A 14,257-nucleotide genomic window follows, 5' to 3' on the forward strand; every position below is an offset into this window, starting at 1 on the left:
GTGCCTTCCGGAAGTAGGGCGTGGCGAAGAAGGCCGCGCCCTCCAAGTGGAGGGTGCCTCCCGGAAGTAGGGCGTAGCGAAGAATGCAGCGCCCTCCAAGTGGAGGGTGCCTTCCGGAAGTAGGGCGTAGCGAAGAGGGCCGCGCCCTCCAAGTGGAGGGTGCCTCCCGGAAGTAGGGCGTAGCGAAGAATGCAGCGCCCTCCAAGTGGAGGGTGCCTCCCGGAGGTAGGGCGTAGCGAAGAGGGCCGCGCCCTCCAAGTGGAGGGTGCCTCCCGGAAGTAGGGCGTAGCGAAGAATGCAGCGCCCTCCAAGTGGAGGGTGCCTCCCGGAGGTAGGGCGCTGCGAAGAAGGCCGCGCCCTCCAAGAAGAAGGGCGCCTCTCGGAAGTAGGGCGCTGCGAAGTAGGCGCCTCGCGGAAGCGAGCGTGCCTCTCGAAGATGGGCGAGAGGTCGCGGCGCATCGTCAGACAGGCACTCGGGATGACTCCCGAGTGCCGTGTCGACATCCGGGGCACGACCCGCGTCGACGTTTCACCGGAGCGACGGTTTCACTTCGTGAACACGACGGAGTCGGCGCCGAAGCCTTGAATCCTCACAGGGCTCAGGCTCCTTTCGCGGGAGGGTTCGCGCAAATCCTGCGCGGTCGGAGCCTGCTCCCCGCAACCCTTTCGCGCGAGTCGAAGCAGCCTTCTGCCAGGAAGAAGCCTGGGTCGTCATGCGGACAGCCCAGCACGACGAAGTCCTGAAGAGGACTGTTCGCACGCGCACGCGAGGGTTTAATTGAGCAGGCGGCCGAGGGCCGCCATGTACCCATTCGATGGGTCGGCACCGTCGAGTGCCCACCTTCGTCGAACGGGAACCTCAAAGGGAGTGGACATGCGCGAGCTGAATCTTCGACGGTGGACCCAGGTGGCGGCGCTGACGATGGGCGCGCTGTGGAGCGTTGGCTGTGGCGGGCTTCCCGAGACGGGCGGCAAGCAGCCGGACGAGCCTCGCGGGGGTGCGTTCGCCCAGCGTGGCATCCAGCCGAGCGCCCTGCTCGACATGGAAGGCAACGTGCACCCCGAGCAGTCTCCGCCGTGGCTGATGACCGCGGACCGCGGCCACAACGGCACCATCAAGGAGATTGGCTCCAGCATCGACCCTCGCACGCCGAAGCTGGAGGGCCACCAGAACAAGTCCCTCTGGGATGACTCGGGCAAGATGATGCAGGACCGCTACGGCAGCGCCACCTACTCCCCCACGGCCCAGGGCCTGGGCGGCGAGGATGGCGCGATGGTGGGGACCTTCACGGACCACCACCGTTCCTGGGGCTACCGCCCGCTCGGCTGGCAGGACCGCAACGCCCACTCGCGCCGCTAGGCGCCCGGCGTGCCCTCGCCCATCCCCCCGCCGCTGTTCGCGGGGGGATGCGTATCCATCCCTCTGGAGCCTCGGATGGCTCGCCGGAGGGATTGCACATGAACCACCGAACCGCGCGCCGTGGGCTCCTGTCGGGTGCACTGGTCGTCATGACCTCGTTGGGCACCGCCTGTGGGGACTGGTCGGGCTCCTGGTATCAGGGCAACTCCAACGAGGCCCAGCCCTTGAGCAGCTTCGGCCCGGGCACGGGCGGCTCGGGTCCAAACATCGCCCCAGTGCAGGACAGGTTGGGCGAGAACCTTCCTCCCACCGCCGTGAACAACGTGCCGCCTCGCGTGCAGCCCGGTATCGCCGCGGGCGACCCGAACGCCGTCCGACGTGAAGAAGAGACGGAGGCGCGGCAAGACCGCGAGGAGGCGAAGGACTCCGCTCCGACGCAGGCGCCCTCCCAGGGCGCGCCTCGGACGCCGGCACCCGACAACGCCCACTGAGCCGCCGCGACGCGGGCGAGCCCAGGAGGAGTCATCCCTCGGCCCGCGAGCACTCAGCGCGACGCGAGCATGACCTCGGTCGGGTCCTTGCCCGCGAACGAGCTGTCGAGCCCCTGGGCCAGGGCCAGATGCTCGGCCCCGCCGAGCGTGGCGATGCGGTCCTCCGCCGGGTGCGCGAAGCGCGCGGAGAGCGCATCCAGCCGGCGATGCGCCTCGGTGATGCGCTCGCGCGGAATCCGTCCGGACTCCACCGCCTTCACCACCGCCTCGATGGCGCGCCGCTGCACGTCCACCTGATGGCACACGAGGAACAGGTCCACCCCCGCGAGCGTGCCGCGCACCGCGGCCTCCTCCACGGAGTAGTGCGCGGCGATGGCCTTCATCTCCAGGTCATCACTGACGAGCACCCCATCGAACCCCAGCTCCTGTCGCAGCACGCCCGTCAGCACGCGCTCGCTCATCGTCGCGGGCATGTCCTTGTCCAACGCATCGAACATGACATGCGCCGTCATCAGCGACGCCAGTCGCGCCTGCGCGAAGGCGCGGAAGGGCACCAGCTCCACGCGCCGCAGCCGCTCCAGGTCGTGCGGCAGCCGGGGCAGCGTCAGGTGGCTGTCCGTCATCGTGTCGCCATGCCCGGGGAAGTGCTTGCCGCAGGACGCGACACCTCCCGCCTCGAGCCCGCGAGCGAGCGCCACGCCCAGCCGCGCCACCTCCTCCGCGTCCCGGCTGAAGCTCCGGTCGCCGATGACGGGGTTGGCCGGATTGGTGTCCACGTCCAGCACCGGCGCGAAATCCCAGTCGAAGCCCACCGCGCGCAGCTCGTGGGCGAGCAGCCGCCCCACGCGCTCCACGACGCCCGCGTCCCCGCGCTGTCCCAGCTCCCGCATCGGCGGCAGGGGGGTGAACGGCGCGCCGCGCAGCCGGGCCACGCGTCCACCCTCCTGGTCCACGGAGAGGATGAACGGCCGGCCCGCGCGCACCTTGAGTTCGTGGCACAGCGCCGCCGTCTCCTGGGCCGTGCCCACGTTGCGCTTGAACAGGATGGCGCCGTAGATGCCGTCGTCCATCAACGACGCCAGGTCGGCGTCGACGCGGGTTCCAGGAAAGCCCACCATGAACAGGCGGGCACAGTCGCGGTAGAGGGCGGAGGCGGTCACCCGCGCAGTGTCGCACTACCCGGGGCGCCCTTGGGGAGCGGAATGCGGCGCGCCGCCCCAGGCGTCGTCTGCTCGTCAACTCCCGAGGCGTCCGAGGCCAGCCCCCTCTCAGCTGTCGGGGAAGAGGTTGTCGAGGTCCTGTTGGGCCTGCGCGTCCTCCTGGGCCACCGCGTTCACGAAGGCCGAGGCCTTGTAGACGAACCGCGAGGAGATGTTCTGCTCGAAGCTGCGCTGCTTGAGCAACGCCACGCGACGGCGCTCCCTCGCCCGCAGGTCCATGATGCCCGAGACCTCGTCGTCGACGAGCTCCTTGACGATGCGGAGCGTGTTGAGGTCCGACAAGAACACCCAGGGGAGCTGCTCGGGCGTCAGCGGCACCAACGCGAGCTGGGGGTTCACGACGAAGGCCACCAGCGCCCCGGCGAGCGCGACGCCCTGGCTCTGGAAGTACACCAGCGTGTCGTGGAGCGACTTCTTGTCGGGGCGATAGTGGCCGCTGTGGTTGGTGAGCATCTGCAACCGGCCGTTGAGGACGCGAATCTCCCCGGCGGACCGCGTCGGCGCGCCGCGCACGAAGGACGAGTGGGCGACCCGGTCCGCCTTGTCGAGGTGGTTGAAGACATACAACCGCTGCTCCAGGTCCAGCACATACCCACCGAAACACGCCTTGCCATGGGACTCCATGCGGGACGTGTCGAAGAGGGTCAGCTTCCCGCTGGGGTGGCGCCGATAGAAGAGCCCTCCGCGGATGAACACCTGGAAGGGGCGCGCCTGCCACTCGGCGAACATCCGCGTGCGCTGGCGGCCCTGCCCCAGCCCGTTGTCGATATCCCTCGAGGGCTGGTTCACCGTCAGCATCTTCCGGAACGGGCCCGGCTTCGCCCGCATCGTCATGCAGATGCTGCGCTCGCTCCGGTCATTCAGCAGCCGGCCGAGGATGTTCAAGTAGCGCGCGCGCCAGTCCGTCAGCGTATCGGCCTCGCCCTCATCCAACGCGTCCGGTGTCGCCAGGGCAGCCTTCGCCCCTGAGTAGATCTCCCAGGCCAGGGGCACCTGTTCCGACTCCTCGTCGACGATTTCGTAAAGGCTGTGCACGCTCTGAATCTTCTCGAAGATCTCGGACATGGATGTGGGGAGCCATGGGGAAGGTCCAGGGGTGTGTTCGTCGGGAGGTGTGGCCGTGGCCTGTCGGGGTGACAGAGCAAGCGACGAGCCAGGGTCTGCTCATCTCGCACGCCGTCCTGGGAGGACCTGGGGCGGGCGCCTGACGCGTTCCCTGGGGACGCGCATGCGTTCGGGGCCACCGCCATGACATGGGACGTCATGCCCGGCGGCCCGCGAGGGTGACGTGACGCTGCTGTACAGCGCGCGCGACGAGGACCACAACAGCGCGGTCGTCCTGAAGGACTACCTGGAGAAGCACCGGCGGCGTCCGGCCAGGCGTCGCCCACGCCATCGCCCCACGGTGCACTGAAGCGGGGGCTTGTTCCTCCCAGGACGACTGCTACAAGGGCGCGCTGATGCTCCGAGGCACCTTCCGCGCCTCCGTTCAATCGAGGCCCTGATGGATTTCGCCACGCTCGCGCTGTCTCCCCCGCTGCTCCAGGTCCTGGGGGAGCTCGGCTTCCAGTCCGCCACACCCATCCAGGCGCAGAGCATCCCCGTGCTGCTCCAGGGCAAGGACCTGGTCGGCCAGGCCCGCACGGGCAGCGGCAAGACGGCCGCCTTCGCGCTGCCGCTTTTGCGTCAGGTGCGGCTCCAGGACCGCCGGGTCCAGTCGCTGGTGCTGTGCCCCACGCGCGAGCTGTGCGCGCAGGTGGCGGGCGAAATCCGCAAGCTGGGCCGCAGGCTCCCGGGGCTCCAGGTGCTGGTGCTCGCGGGCGGCCAGCCCATCCGCCCCCAGCTCGAGGCGCTGGAGAAGGGCGCGCACATCGCGGTGGGCACCCCCGGGCGAATCATCGACGTGCTGGACCGCGACGCGCTGGACACGCGCGGGATGGCCACGGTGGTGCTGGACGAGGCGGACCGGATGCTCGACATGGGCTTTCGCGAGGACATGGAGCGCATCCTCGGCGCCATGCCGTCGCGCCGGCAGACGGTGCTCTTCTCCGCCACCTTCCCGCCGGACATCGCGGCCCTGAGCCGCGCGTTCCAGAAGGAGCCGGTGCGCGTGACGGTGGAGGACACCGAGGCTGCGCCGCCCATCCGCCAGCTGCGCTACGACTCCGCGCCGGACGACAAGCCGGCGAAGCTGCTCAAGGTCCTCCACCGCCACATGCCGGCGTCCGCCATCGTCTTCTGCAACCACAAGGCGACGGTGGTGGAGCTGACGAAGTCGCTCTCCGACGCGGGCGTCAGCGTGGACGGGCTGCAGGGTGACCTGGAGCAGTTCGAGCGAGACCGCGTCATGGCGAAGTTCCGCAACCTCAGCACGCGCGTGCTGGTGGCCACGGACGTGGCGGGGCGAGGCATCGACGTGGAGGCGCTCGACGCCGTCGTCAACTTCGACATGCCCTTCCAACCCGAGCCGTACGTGCACCGCATCGGCCGCACCGGCCGCGCGGGCCGCACCGGCCTCGCCATCGCGCTGGTGACGCCGCGCGACGAGCGCAAGGTGGAGGAGATCGAACAGGCCCTCGGCGTGAAGCTGGAGACGGGGGACCAAGCCGCGCTCGAGGAGACGTTCATGAAGCCCGGCGCGCTCGGCTCCGAGTGGGAGACGCTCTACATCTCCGCCGGTCGCAAGGACAAGATGCGGCCGGGCGACATCCTCGGCGCGCTGACGGGTGAGGCGGGCGGGTTCGCCGCGACGGACGTGGGCAAGATTGAAATCCAGGACCACATCGCCTACGTCGCCGTCGCCCGGCGCGTGTCCCGCATCGCCTTCCAGCGCTTGAGCGAGGGCCGCATCAAGGGCCGCAAGCACAAGATCGAACGCGTGAAGTAGCGCCGCTCACGGAGGCGGCGGGAGCCTGCGCACCTCGAAGTCGAACGCGCGCAGGTGCCCTCGCAGGAAGTCCGCGATGTAGCCCAGGTCCGCGGAGAAGGGCGCCGAGTCCAGGAGCGCGAGGGCCTCGTCCCGCTTCTCCAGCTCGCGATAGGCCTCTACTCGCAGCAGCCGATGCTCGTCCGAGTCCGAGACGACGAGCGAGGCCAGCACGTGCAGGTTGCTGAGCACCGCCCGCGTGCGCCTCCAGGGACTGCGCCACGATTCCCCCTGGTGATGGGGCGCGTTGCTCATCCACCACAGGTGCTGGCGCGCCTCCCACTCCCACGCGGGGGGCTGCAGCAGGTTCTCCCGCAGGACGAACTGGAGCTCCGCCTCGGACGGGTGCTCCAGCCTGGGCGCCTCCTTCCACTCGCGCGGGAGCAGCGAGCGCGTCGTCTGCACCGAGGTGGATTCCAACGAGACGCGCGCGCCCAGCTCCACCAGGCGCTTGGAGAGCCGTCCCGCCACGTCCTCGCTCCACGCGCCCAGCGACGCTGGGAGCTTGTCGAGCACTCGCCGGGCCTCCGTCGGCGACTTCCCCAGCTCGCGACTCAACAGGTGCATCACCTCGGCACGGCGCCCGCCGGCGTGGGCGAGCGTGACGCGGGTGGCGGGCTCCTCGTGAGGCACGGTGCGCTCCGTGAGTTCGCCCAGTGGGCGTGACTCACTCGCCCGGAACAGCTCTCGGCACGAAGCACAGCGGGAGAAGACCGGGACGCGCAGCGCCATCGGTGGGTCCTCCCACCAGCCATCCGTCCATACCGTCAGGCCCAGCGTGTTGAAGCTGGCGAGTGACCGGCGCCGGTGCGGCGCTCCACAGTGTGGACAGGCGACGACGTCGTCGGGGCCGGGCAGCATGGCCCCGAAGTCTACTTGCGCAGCAGCGTGCCCTCGAAGAAGAACGCCACGCACGCGGCCAGGATGAGCCACGTCCACAGCGGCACCGAGGGTCGGTCCTCGTCACCGCTGGACGCCTTCACCGTCTCCTCGCCGAAGTACGCGGTGAGCGTCTCCTGCGGCACGCGCGTCAAGTCGCTCTCGGCCGGCTCCAACGTCGCCGCGAAGGACAGCGCGGGCACCATCTTCCCGTCCGCGCCCAGCACCGAGTACGCCCCCGGCTCCAGCACGGGCCCCGCCACGAAGGCGCCATCCGTCTGCTCCTTCAGCGGCAGCTCCGAGCCGTCCGGGGCCTTCACCGCCGTCACCTTCTGCGAGCCCTCCGGACGCAGCGTCGCCAGCTCGCCCACGCGCACGCGCACCTCCTCGCGCTCCTCCAGTGAGCCGGTGAGGTACGCCGCGAAGCGCTGCATCAGCGGCAGGAAGCTGGTGCGGATGGCGAAGTCGCTCCAGTCGCGGTCCACCGTGCTGGTGAACAGCGCCACGCGGCCCTTGCCCTTGCGCATCACCGCGACCGCGGGCGCCCCGTCCTCGTACGTGGCCAGCACCTGGCTGGCGCCGGGGGACGTGGGGTTGTCCGCCTCCAGGAGCATGTAGCGGTAGAAGCGCGCGCCCACGAGGCCTTCCTCGGCGCGTCCGGTGAAGGGCGAGAAGAGCACGTGCTCCTGCTTCACCTGCGCCAGCCGCGCCGCCTTGGTCTCCGCCTCCGGGTCCGTGTCGCGCTCGGCGCTGGTGCGCAGCACGCGCAGCGGCCGGGGCAGCACCGCGCCCAACCGCTGGTTGTAGTCCTCCGTGTTCACCCGGTCGCCCATGCTGACGAACAGGCCGCCGCCGTTCTCCACGAAGGTGGACAGCCGCGCCGCCTCCTCCGCGTTCGGCGCCGCCACGTTGAGCAGCAGCACCAAATCGTAGGTGGAGAAGTCCTCGCGCAGCCCCACCTCCGCGTCGCGCACGGCCACCTCCACCGGAGAGCCCGGCGCCGTCAGCGCCGCGTCCACGAAGAAGGCCTCATCCCGGTATCGCGTCGCGTGCGGCGCGCCATTGACCACCAGCGCCTTGAGCGCGCGGGGCACCGGCAGCACGAAGGCCCGTCGGTCATCCTCCGCCAGCGCGTCCGGCGCGAGCGTCACCTGGCCCACCACCGTGCCACCTTGAGGGAAGCGCACCGTGAGCGCCTTCTGCGTGGTGCCACCGGCGGGCACGTCGACGAAGCCCTTGGCCAGCGTCGTCTCGCCCGTGCGCACCGCGGCCTCCAAATCCTTCACCGCCTCCGTCCCGAAGTTGCGCACCGTGAAGGTGAACTGGAACGCGCGCGGGCCGGCCTGCAGCGCGGGCTCCACCTTGAGGTCCACGATGGCGTGGTTGGCGAGCGTCTCCTTGCCCTCGGCCACGTCGCGCAGCACCACCTCCGGCTTCACCGGCGCGCCCGTGGGGCCCTTCACCGTGGGCGGCGGAGCCTCCAGCCGGAACGCCGTGGCCGCCATGTCGGAGACCACCACCAGCCGCTTGGCCGGCATCGGGTTCTCCTCCAGCGAGCGCGCCGCCAGGTCCATGCAGCGCGACAAGTCGGCGCCCCCGTACGTCGGCTTCGCCTCGTCCACGATGGCGCGCAGCCGGCCCCGGTCGAACCCCGGCGGCGGCGGCGAGGCGGGCGAGCCCGTGCACACCACCACCGTGGCGGGCTCCTCGGGCAGCAAATCCTTCAGCGCGTCACGCGCCTCGTCCCGACCCCGCTCGAACAGCGACGTGCCGTCCGACCAGCGCATGGACAGGGACGCGTCCAGGATGATGGCCGTCGCGGCCGGGCCCTTCACCACCTGCGCGGCCTGCGCGTCGCGCGTCAGCTCCGGCCGGGCGAGCGCGAAGGGGATGGCCAGCAGGATGAGCGTGCGCAGCGCGTACAACAGCAGGCGCTTCAACTTGAGGCGGCTGGCGGTGCGCTTCTGGCTTCTGAGCACGAAGGCCAGCGGACCGAACGGATGGGGACGCGGCCTTCTCCGGTCGAACAGGTGCACCAGCAGGGGGATGAGGGCGCCCAGCGCGCCCAGCAGCATCCACGGATTGCCGAACGTCACCCGCGCCTCCCGCGCCGCGCCAGATAACGCAGCAGCACGTCGTCCAGCTTCTCGTCCGTGCGCACCAGCTCGTAGTCCACGTCCGCCTCCGCGCACGACGCCTTCACGTTCGCCAGGAAGGCGTGGAACTCCTCCAGGTAGCTCTCCTTGATTTCACGCGGGTTCACCTCGATGCGGCCCTCACCCTCCATGTCCATGAAGAGCGTGGGGTCATCGAAGGGGAACGTCAGCTCCGCCGGGTCCACGACGTGGAACAGCGACACGTCGTTCTTGCGCTGCCTGAGCGCCAGCACCCGCTTGAGCGCGTCCTGCTTCTCGTCGAGCAGGTCCGACAGGACGATGACTGTGGAGCGCCTTGGCAGCACCTCCGCCAGGTGGTCCGCCGCGCTGCCCAGGTCCGTGGTGCCGCCGGCCGCCGTCGCATCCAGCGTGTCGAGCAGCACGTTCAAGTGGCCCGCGGAGGCGCGCGGAGGCACGTCCTTCCACTTGCCGCCGGTGAGCAGCGCCAGGCCCGCCGCGTCCTGCTGACGCACCAGCAGGTACGACAGCGCGCCCGCCAGCGTCGTCGCCACCTCCAGCTTGGACAAAGCGCCGCTCTGGTAGCCCATGGAGGCGGACGCATCCACCACCATCACCGCGCGCAGGTTCGTCTCGTGCTCGAAGCGCTTGACGTAGTACTTGTCGAACTTGCCGTACGCCTTCCAGTCCAGGTGGCGCAGCTCGTCGCCGGGCGCGTACTCCTTGTGCTCGGCGAACTCCACGCTCTGCCCCTGATGAGGGCTCTTGTGGAGGCCGGACAGCACCCCCTCCATCACCGCGCGGGCACGCAGCTTCACGCCCTTGAGGCGGGCCAGCGTCTGGGCATCGAGCAGCACGCGGCGCTAGCCCTTCACCACCGTGAGGAGCTGGTCGACCAGCTTCACGGACGTGATTCCCTCGCTCTCCGCGGTGAAGTTGGGCAGCACGCGGTGGCGCAGCACGGGCCGCGCCAGCGCGCGCACGTCCTCCACCGTCGCCACGAAGCGCCCGTGCAGGATGGCGCGCGCCTTGGCCGCGAGCACCAGGTACTGGCTGGCGCGAGGACCCGCGCCCCACGACACGTTCTTCGCCACGAAGTCCGGCACGCCCGCCTCCTTGGGGCGGGTGTTGCGCACCAGCTCCACCGCGAAGCGCACCACGTGGTCCGGCACCGGCACGCGCCGCACCAGATCCTGGAGCGCGACGATGCGCTCGGGAGACAGAATCTTCTCGAGCGCCGGCTGCTCGCCGCCGGTGGTGCTCTTGACGATTTGAATCTCCTCCTCGGCGGTGGGGTAGCCCACGTCCACCAGGAACATGAACCGGTCCAGCTGCGCCTCGGGCAGGGGGTAGGTGCCCTCCTGCTCGATGGGGTTCTGCGTGGCGAAGACGAGGAAGGGCGGGGCCAGCGGATACGTGCGGCCGCCGGCGGTGATGCGGTACTCCTGCATGGCCTGCAGCAGCGCGGCCTGCGTCTTGGGCGGCGTGCGGTTCACCTCGTCGGCCAGGATGATGTTGGCGAACAGGGGGCCCTGCACGAAGCGGAAGTTGCGCCGGCCGGTGGTGCGGTCCTCCTCCAGGATGTCCGTGCCGGTGATGTCCGAGGGCATCAGGTCCGGGGTGAACTGGATGCGGTTGAAGGACAGGTTCAGCACGTCCGCCAGCGTGGAGATGAGCAGCGTCTTGGCCAGGCCCGGCACGCCGACGAACAGGCAGTGGCCCCGGCTGAAGAGCGAGATGAGCAGGTGCTCCACCACCTCGCGCTGCCCGACGACGCGCTTCTCGATTTGGGCGACGATGGCGTTACGGGCCTCGGCAAGCTCCTCGACTGCGCGGAGGTCGTCGCTCGAGGCGTCGGGCACGGGACGTGGGGCGGGGGCGGCGCTTTCCATGGAAGGAGTCTCTTAATTCGCGGGCGGCGCCCGGACCAACGGTTTCCTCCGACCGAGCGGCCGAGTCGTGCGGTGGCAACCGTTGGAGTGGGGGCCTATTCCGCTGTCACACACTCGGGGGACGCGGCCCGGAGGCCCCAGTCGCCTGCATGCCCCCCGGGCGGGTGCCTCCCCCCGAGGGACAGGGGGAATGCCACGTCCCGGACACGCTGCTTACCGTCTCCGGAGAGCCGGCTCGCGAAGGACGGCGGCGGCTCGGGGAGCGCGCATGCGGTCAGAGCGAGCGGGGCGTTGGTTCCAGGGCTGGCGGTGGCTCGCGCCATTGGCCCTCCTGTGGGGCGTGGGGCTGGCGTGTGGCTCGGAGCCGGGCGCCCCCGAAGCCCCTGGGGAGGAGGCCGCGCCGGGCACGGACGACGGCGCCAACGCGGGCTCGGGGACGATGCCGCCGAAGTCGGGCACCCAGCCGCCCTCCGAGGGCGAGGGCGCACAGGTGCCCTGGGAGGCCCGGGTGGGCGGGCCCCAGGACGACTCGGGGACGGGCGTCGCCGTGGGGCGCGACGGGGATGTGGTGCTGGTGGTGTCGCAGTCGCCCCGGCAGGACGCGGACCGCGAGCCGGTGGCCGGGGAGCGGCTGGGGGTGGTGCTGGGGCGGTACGGGGCGGATGGGACGCCGCGCTGGACGCGGGAGTTCCCTCGCGAGCGGCTGTCCGATTTGCGCGTGGCGGCGTCACCGGGCCCGGACGGCGCGGTGTTCCTCACGGGCAACGCGTTCCTGTACCCGGCGAACTTCGGGCTGGGCCCGGCGCAGGACGGCTTCCTGGTGCGCTTCTCCGAGGACGGCGAGGCGACGTGGCAGCAGCGCGTGGGGCAGAAGGCCCAGGCGGTGGTGGCGGACGTGGAGGGCGGCGCGGTGGTGGCGGGCGAGGAGTGGGTGGGGGCGCTGAAGGACCCGGTGCTGACGCACTACGCGGCGGACGGCTCGGTGCGCTGGACGCGGCGCTTCACCGGGACGGGCGAGGACACGGCGCTGCACGCGGTGGCGCTGGCGCCGTCGGGGCGCGTGGTGCTCGCCGGGCAGTTGGAGGACACGCTGGAGGTGGACGGTGAGTCCTTCGGCGCGAAGGGGCGTCGCGGCTTCGTGGTGCTGGAGTTCGACGAGGCGGGGAAGCTGGTGTGGGGCCGCGAACTGCCGGGGGCCAAGGGCCGGGTGACGGCGGTGGCGGTGGGGCCGCAGGGCGGCGTCTCCGTGGCGGGCGACTTCGCGGGGCTGCTCGTGTGGGGCGGCACGTCGCTGGGGACGCAGGGGCCGTTCGTGTTCGCCGTGGGCGCCGAGGGCGAGGTGCGCTGGCTGAAGCAGCCCGAGTGCGGCGAGGAGGCCCAGGAGGGCGTGGCCGCGGCGGTCGACGAGTCGGGCGCTGTCTCCGTGGCCTGCGGTGACGTGCTCACGCGCTATCCCATGGACGGCTCGGACCAGGCGCGGCGCGTGCTGAGGGCGCGGGAGTGTCCGAGCGGACAGTGCGCGCTCGCGGTGACGGGGCTCGCGGCGATGCCGGGACAGGGGCTCGTGGCCTCGGGCTGGCTGCGCGAGGGCGGAGGGGACGCGTGGAACCAGGACGCGCTCCTGTGGCGAATCGCTCCCTGGTGACGTGATTCGGAACACGTCGGAAGAAGTTGACGCGTCGGAAGTTTCCGACGTATTACTTCGCGCATGCAGAAGGTCGACGTCTTCTCCGCGCTCGCCAATCCGGTGAGGCGCGAGATTCTGGTGCAGTTGCGCAAGGGGCCTCGCAAGGTGGGAGACCTGGCGAGTCACTTCGACGTGGGACGGCCGGCGGTGTCGGAGCACCTCCAGGTCTTGCGCAAGGCGAGCCTCGTGCGCGAGGAGCCCCGGGGGCGCGAGCGCTACTACCACCTGGACCCGCGTCCGCTGTCCGAGGTCGGCGGCTGGCTGGAGACGTTCGAGCGCTATTGGAAGCAGCGGCTCGGCGACCTCGAACAGCTTCTCGACGAGGAGGACGGTTCATGAAGGAAGCCGGAGTGATTCGAGTCACCCACGTCTATTCGCAGCCGCCGGCGAAGGTGTGGCGCGCGCTCACCGAGCCCGCGCTGGTGGCGCGCTGGTGGGCCCCGGGCGACATCCGCGCCGAGGTGGGGCACCGCTTCGAGATGGACATGGGCCCGTGGGGCAAGCAGCGCTGCGAGGTGCTCGCCGTGGAGCCCGAGCGGCTGTTCCGCATCCAGTTCGCGCTGAACACCACCATCACCTGGGCGCTGGTGTCGGAGGGGACGGGGACGCGGCTGGAGCTGACGCACGAAGGGTTTGATTTGGACTCGCCGATGGGCCGTCGCGCCTTCGAGGGCATGCAGCCCGGATGGCCGGGCGTGCTCGCGCGCATCGCCCCGGTGGCCGAGGAACTCTGACGCGCAGGGGCCCCGCCCGGAGCGTGTCGTCGGGCGGGGCTGTTGCAGTCGGGTGAGGCTACAGGGTGGGGCTGAGGGTGTACGTGGGCCGCGCCGGGTTCGGCCGCGTCTCCGGGACACAGGTGCCGTTCACCTCCACGTAGCCCGCGTCGCAGTGGCAGTGGTCGCCGTGGCTGTGGCCGTGCTCGCCGCAGGTGGGCTCGGGCTGCGTCTCCGGGACACAGGTGCCGTTCACCTCCACGTAGCCCGCGTCGCAGTGGCAGTGGTCGCCGTGGCTGTGGCCATGCTCGCCGCAGGTGGGCTCCGGCTCCGTCTGGGGCACGCAGGTGCCCTCCTTCTCCTCGTACCCTTCATCGCAGTGGCAGTGGTCGCCGTGCGCTTCGCCATGCTCACCGCAGTCAGGGCCCGTCACGGGGGCGATGACACACGTGCCGCCTTGCTCGACGTAACCGGCGTCGCAGTGACAGTGGTCTCCATGTGCATGTCCATGCTCACCGCAGTCGGGGCCCGTCACCGGGGCGACGACGCAGGTGCCGTTCTGCTCGGTGTAACCCGCGTCGCAGTGGCAGTGGTCCCCGTGTAGATGGCCGTGGCCTCCGCACTCGATGACGGGCTCCTCGGCGACGACACACGTGAGGCCGTCCGCGACATAACCCGCGTCGCAGTGACAATGGTCGCCGTGCAGGTGGCCGTGGCCGCTGCATTCAACCGTCTCGTCGGGGTCGGGCTCGTCCGAGGAGCCGCAGCTCACCATGAGGGCGGCCGTGACGGCCAGGAATGCCAGATGGAGGGGTCTTGGATGCATGACTGTTCCCGGGGAGGTGCGAAGGGCGGAGCGCTCACGCGGCTTCGAGGTGCGGGCGTTATGTCATGCGAGATGTGTTGATGCAACTGTGTTGCATATATATCTCTTGTCCGGCTTTGACCTGTTTGTCATCGATGGTTGATATGGCT

The 14,257-nt window shown here is 70.4% G+C and carries 13 protein-coding genes and 1 pseudogene; 7 read left to right on the plus strand and 7 right to left on the minus strand.

Annotated elements, in window-relative coordinates; all coding sequences use genetic code 11:
- Positions 1–874: 874 nt before the first annotated feature.
- The gene (locus LXT21_RS11665; protein WP_254038188.1) at positions 875–1,360 is read left to right on the plus strand and encodes a hypothetical protein; all 486 of its coding nucleotides are present in this window, start codon (positions 875–877) and stop codon (positions 1,358–1,360) included.
- Between the two features lie 98 nt (positions 1,361–1,458).
- Positions 1,459–1,851: a hypothetical protein gene (locus LXT21_RS11670; protein WP_254038189.1), complete on the plus strand. Its 393-nt coding sequence runs from the start codon at positions 1,459–1,461 to the stop codon at positions 1,849–1,851.
- A gap of 53 nt (positions 1,852–1,904) precedes the next feature.
- Here the strand turns inward: LXT21_RS11670 and nagZ are convergent, their stop codons facing one another.
- Positions 1,905–2,969, minus strand: a complete 1,065-nt coding sequence (gene nagZ, locus LXT21_RS11675) for a beta-N-acetylhexosaminidase (RefSeq protein ID WP_254038539.1) — start codon at positions 2,967–2,969, stop codon at positions 1,905–1,907.
- A 150-nt stretch (positions 2,970–3,119) separates the two neighbouring features.
- On the minus strand, positions 3,120–4,136 hold the full coding sequence (locus LXT21_RS11680) for a hypothetical protein (RefSeq protein ID WP_254038190.1): 1,017 nt from the start codon (positions 4,134–4,136) through the stop codon (positions 3,120–3,122).
- A gap of 217 nt (positions 4,137–4,353) precedes the next feature.
- On the opposite strand from LXT21_RS11680, the pseudogene LXT21_RS11685 reads away from it, so the two are divergent.
- Positions 4,354–4,485 (plus strand): annotated as a pseudogene (locus LXT21_RS11685) (DUF488 domain-containing protein); the annotation flags it as partial.
- Positions 4,486–4,575: 90 nt separating this feature from the next.
- Positions 4,576–5,958, plus strand: a complete 1,383-nt coding sequence (gene dbpA, locus LXT21_RS11690; RefSeq protein WP_254038192.1) for an ATP-dependent RNA helicase DbpA — start codon at positions 4,576–4,578, stop codon at positions 5,956–5,958.
- Between the two features lie 6 nt (positions 5,959–5,964).
- Here dbpA and LXT21_RS11695 read toward each other — a convergent pair whose 3' ends face one another.
- The 4 genes from LXT21_RS11695 to LXT21_RS11710 form a co-directional block, all read right to left on the minus strand.
- On the minus strand, positions 5,965–6,729 hold the full coding sequence (locus LXT21_RS11695; RefSeq protein ID WP_254038193.1) for a hypothetical protein: 765 nt from the start codon (positions 6,727–6,729) through the stop codon (positions 5,965–5,967).
- Between the two features lie 140 nt (positions 6,730–6,869).
- Entirely contained in the window at positions 6,870–8,972 is a 2,103-nt protein-coding gene (locus LXT21_RS11700) for a BatA domain-containing protein (RefSeq protein ID WP_254038194.1), read from the minus strand.
- A complete protein-coding gene (locus LXT21_RS11705) occupies positions 8,969–9,847 on the minus strand; it encodes a DUF58 domain-containing protein (RefSeq protein ID WP_046716420.1) in 879 nt (292 codons plus the stop codon). Before LXT21_RS11705 ends, LXT21_RS11700 begins: the two co-directional genes overlap by 4 nt.
- 6 nt (positions 9,848–9,853) lie before the next feature.
- Positions 9,854–10,882, minus strand: coding sequence for an AAA family ATPase (locus LXT21_RS11710; RefSeq protein ID WP_254038195.1), 1,029 nt, complete (start codon positions 10,880–10,882; stop codon positions 9,854–9,856).
- Positions 10,883–11,150: 268 nt separating this feature from the next.
- On the opposite strand from LXT21_RS11710, the gene LXT21_RS11715 reads away from it, so the two are divergent.
- From LXT21_RS11715 to LXT21_RS11725, 3 genes are all read left to right on the plus strand, one after another.
- Positions 11,151–12,527, plus strand: coding sequence for a hypothetical protein (locus LXT21_RS11715; RefSeq protein WP_254038196.1), 1,377 nt, complete (start codon positions 11,151–11,153; stop codon positions 12,525–12,527).
- 63 nt (positions 12,528–12,590) lie between these two features.
- Complete coding sequence (locus LXT21_RS11720) at positions 12,591–12,908, plus strand: ArsR/SmtB family transcription factor (RefSeq protein ID WP_254038197.1); 318 nt, start codon at positions 12,591–12,593, stop codon at positions 12,906–12,908.
- Positions 12,905–13,303, plus strand: coding sequence for an SRPBCC family protein (locus tag LXT21_RS11725; protein ID WP_254038198.1), 399 nt, complete (start codon positions 12,905–12,907; stop codon positions 13,301–13,303). The genes LXT21_RS11720 and LXT21_RS11725 overlap by 4 nt, the downstream gene beginning before the upstream one ends.
- 58 nt (positions 13,304–13,361) lie before the next feature.
- On the opposite strand, the gene LXT21_RS11730 is transcribed toward LXT21_RS11725, so the two are convergent.
- Complete coding sequence (locus LXT21_RS11730) at positions 13,362–14,108, minus strand: hypothetical protein (RefSeq protein ID WP_254038199.1); 747 nt, start codon at positions 14,106–14,108, stop codon at positions 13,362–13,364.
- Between the last annotated feature and the right edge of the window lie 149 nt (positions 14,109–14,257).

The organism is Myxococcus guangdongensis (genome assembly GCF_024198255.1).
GTDB lineage: Bacteria > Myxococcota > Myxococcia > Myxococcales > Myxococcaceae > Myxococcus > Myxococcus guangdongensis.

What these genes read in the sequence shown, in the direction of transcription:
- LXT21_RS11665 (WP_254038188.1), top strand. Translation starts at nt 875, where the DNA reads ATGCGCGAGCTGAATCTTCGACGGTGGACCCAGGTGGCGGCGCTGACG.
- LXT21_RS11695 (WP_254038193.1), bottom strand. Translation starts at nt 6,729, where the DNA reads ATGGCGCTGCGCGTCCCGGTCTTCTCCCGCTGTGCTTCGTGCCGAGAG.
- LXT21_RS11680 (WP_254038190.1), bottom strand. Translation starts at nt 4,136, where the DNA reads ATGTCCGAGATCTTCGAGAAGATTCAGAGCGTGCACAGCCTTTACGAA.
- LXT21_RS11715 (WP_254038196.1), top strand. Translation starts at nt 11,151, where the DNA reads ATGCGGTCAGAGCGAGCGGGGCGTTGGTTCCAGGGCTGGCGGTGGCTC.
- LXT21_RS11725 (WP_254038198.1), top strand. Translation starts at nt 12,905, where the DNA reads ATGAAGGAAGCCGGAGTGATTCGAGTCACCCACGTCTATTCGCAGCCG.
- LXT21_RS11710 (WP_254038195.1), bottom strand. Translation starts at nt 10,882, where the DNA reads ATGGAAAGCGCCGCCCCCGCCCCACGTCCCGTGCCCGACGCCTCGAGC.
- nagZ (WP_254038539.1), bottom strand. Translation starts at nt 2,969, where the DNA reads ATGGTGGGCTTTCCTGGAACCCGCGTCGACGCCGACCTGGCGTCGTTG.
- LXT21_RS11670 (WP_254038189.1), top strand. Translation starts at nt 1,459, where the DNA reads ATGAACCACCGAACCGCGCGCCGTGGGCTCCTGTCGGGTGCACTGGTC.
- LXT21_RS11730 (WP_254038199.1), bottom strand. Translation starts at nt 14,108, where the DNA reads ATGCATCCAAGACCCCTCCATCTGGCATTCCTGGCCGTCACGGCCGCC.
- dbpA (WP_254038192.1), top strand. Translation starts at nt 4,576, where the DNA reads ATGGATTTCGCCACGCTCGCGCTGTCTCCCCCGCTGCTCCAGGTCCTG.
- LXT21_RS11720 (WP_254038197.1), top strand. Translation starts at nt 12,591, where the DNA reads ATGCAGAAGGTCGACGTCTTCTCCGCGCTCGCCAATCCGGTGAGGCGC.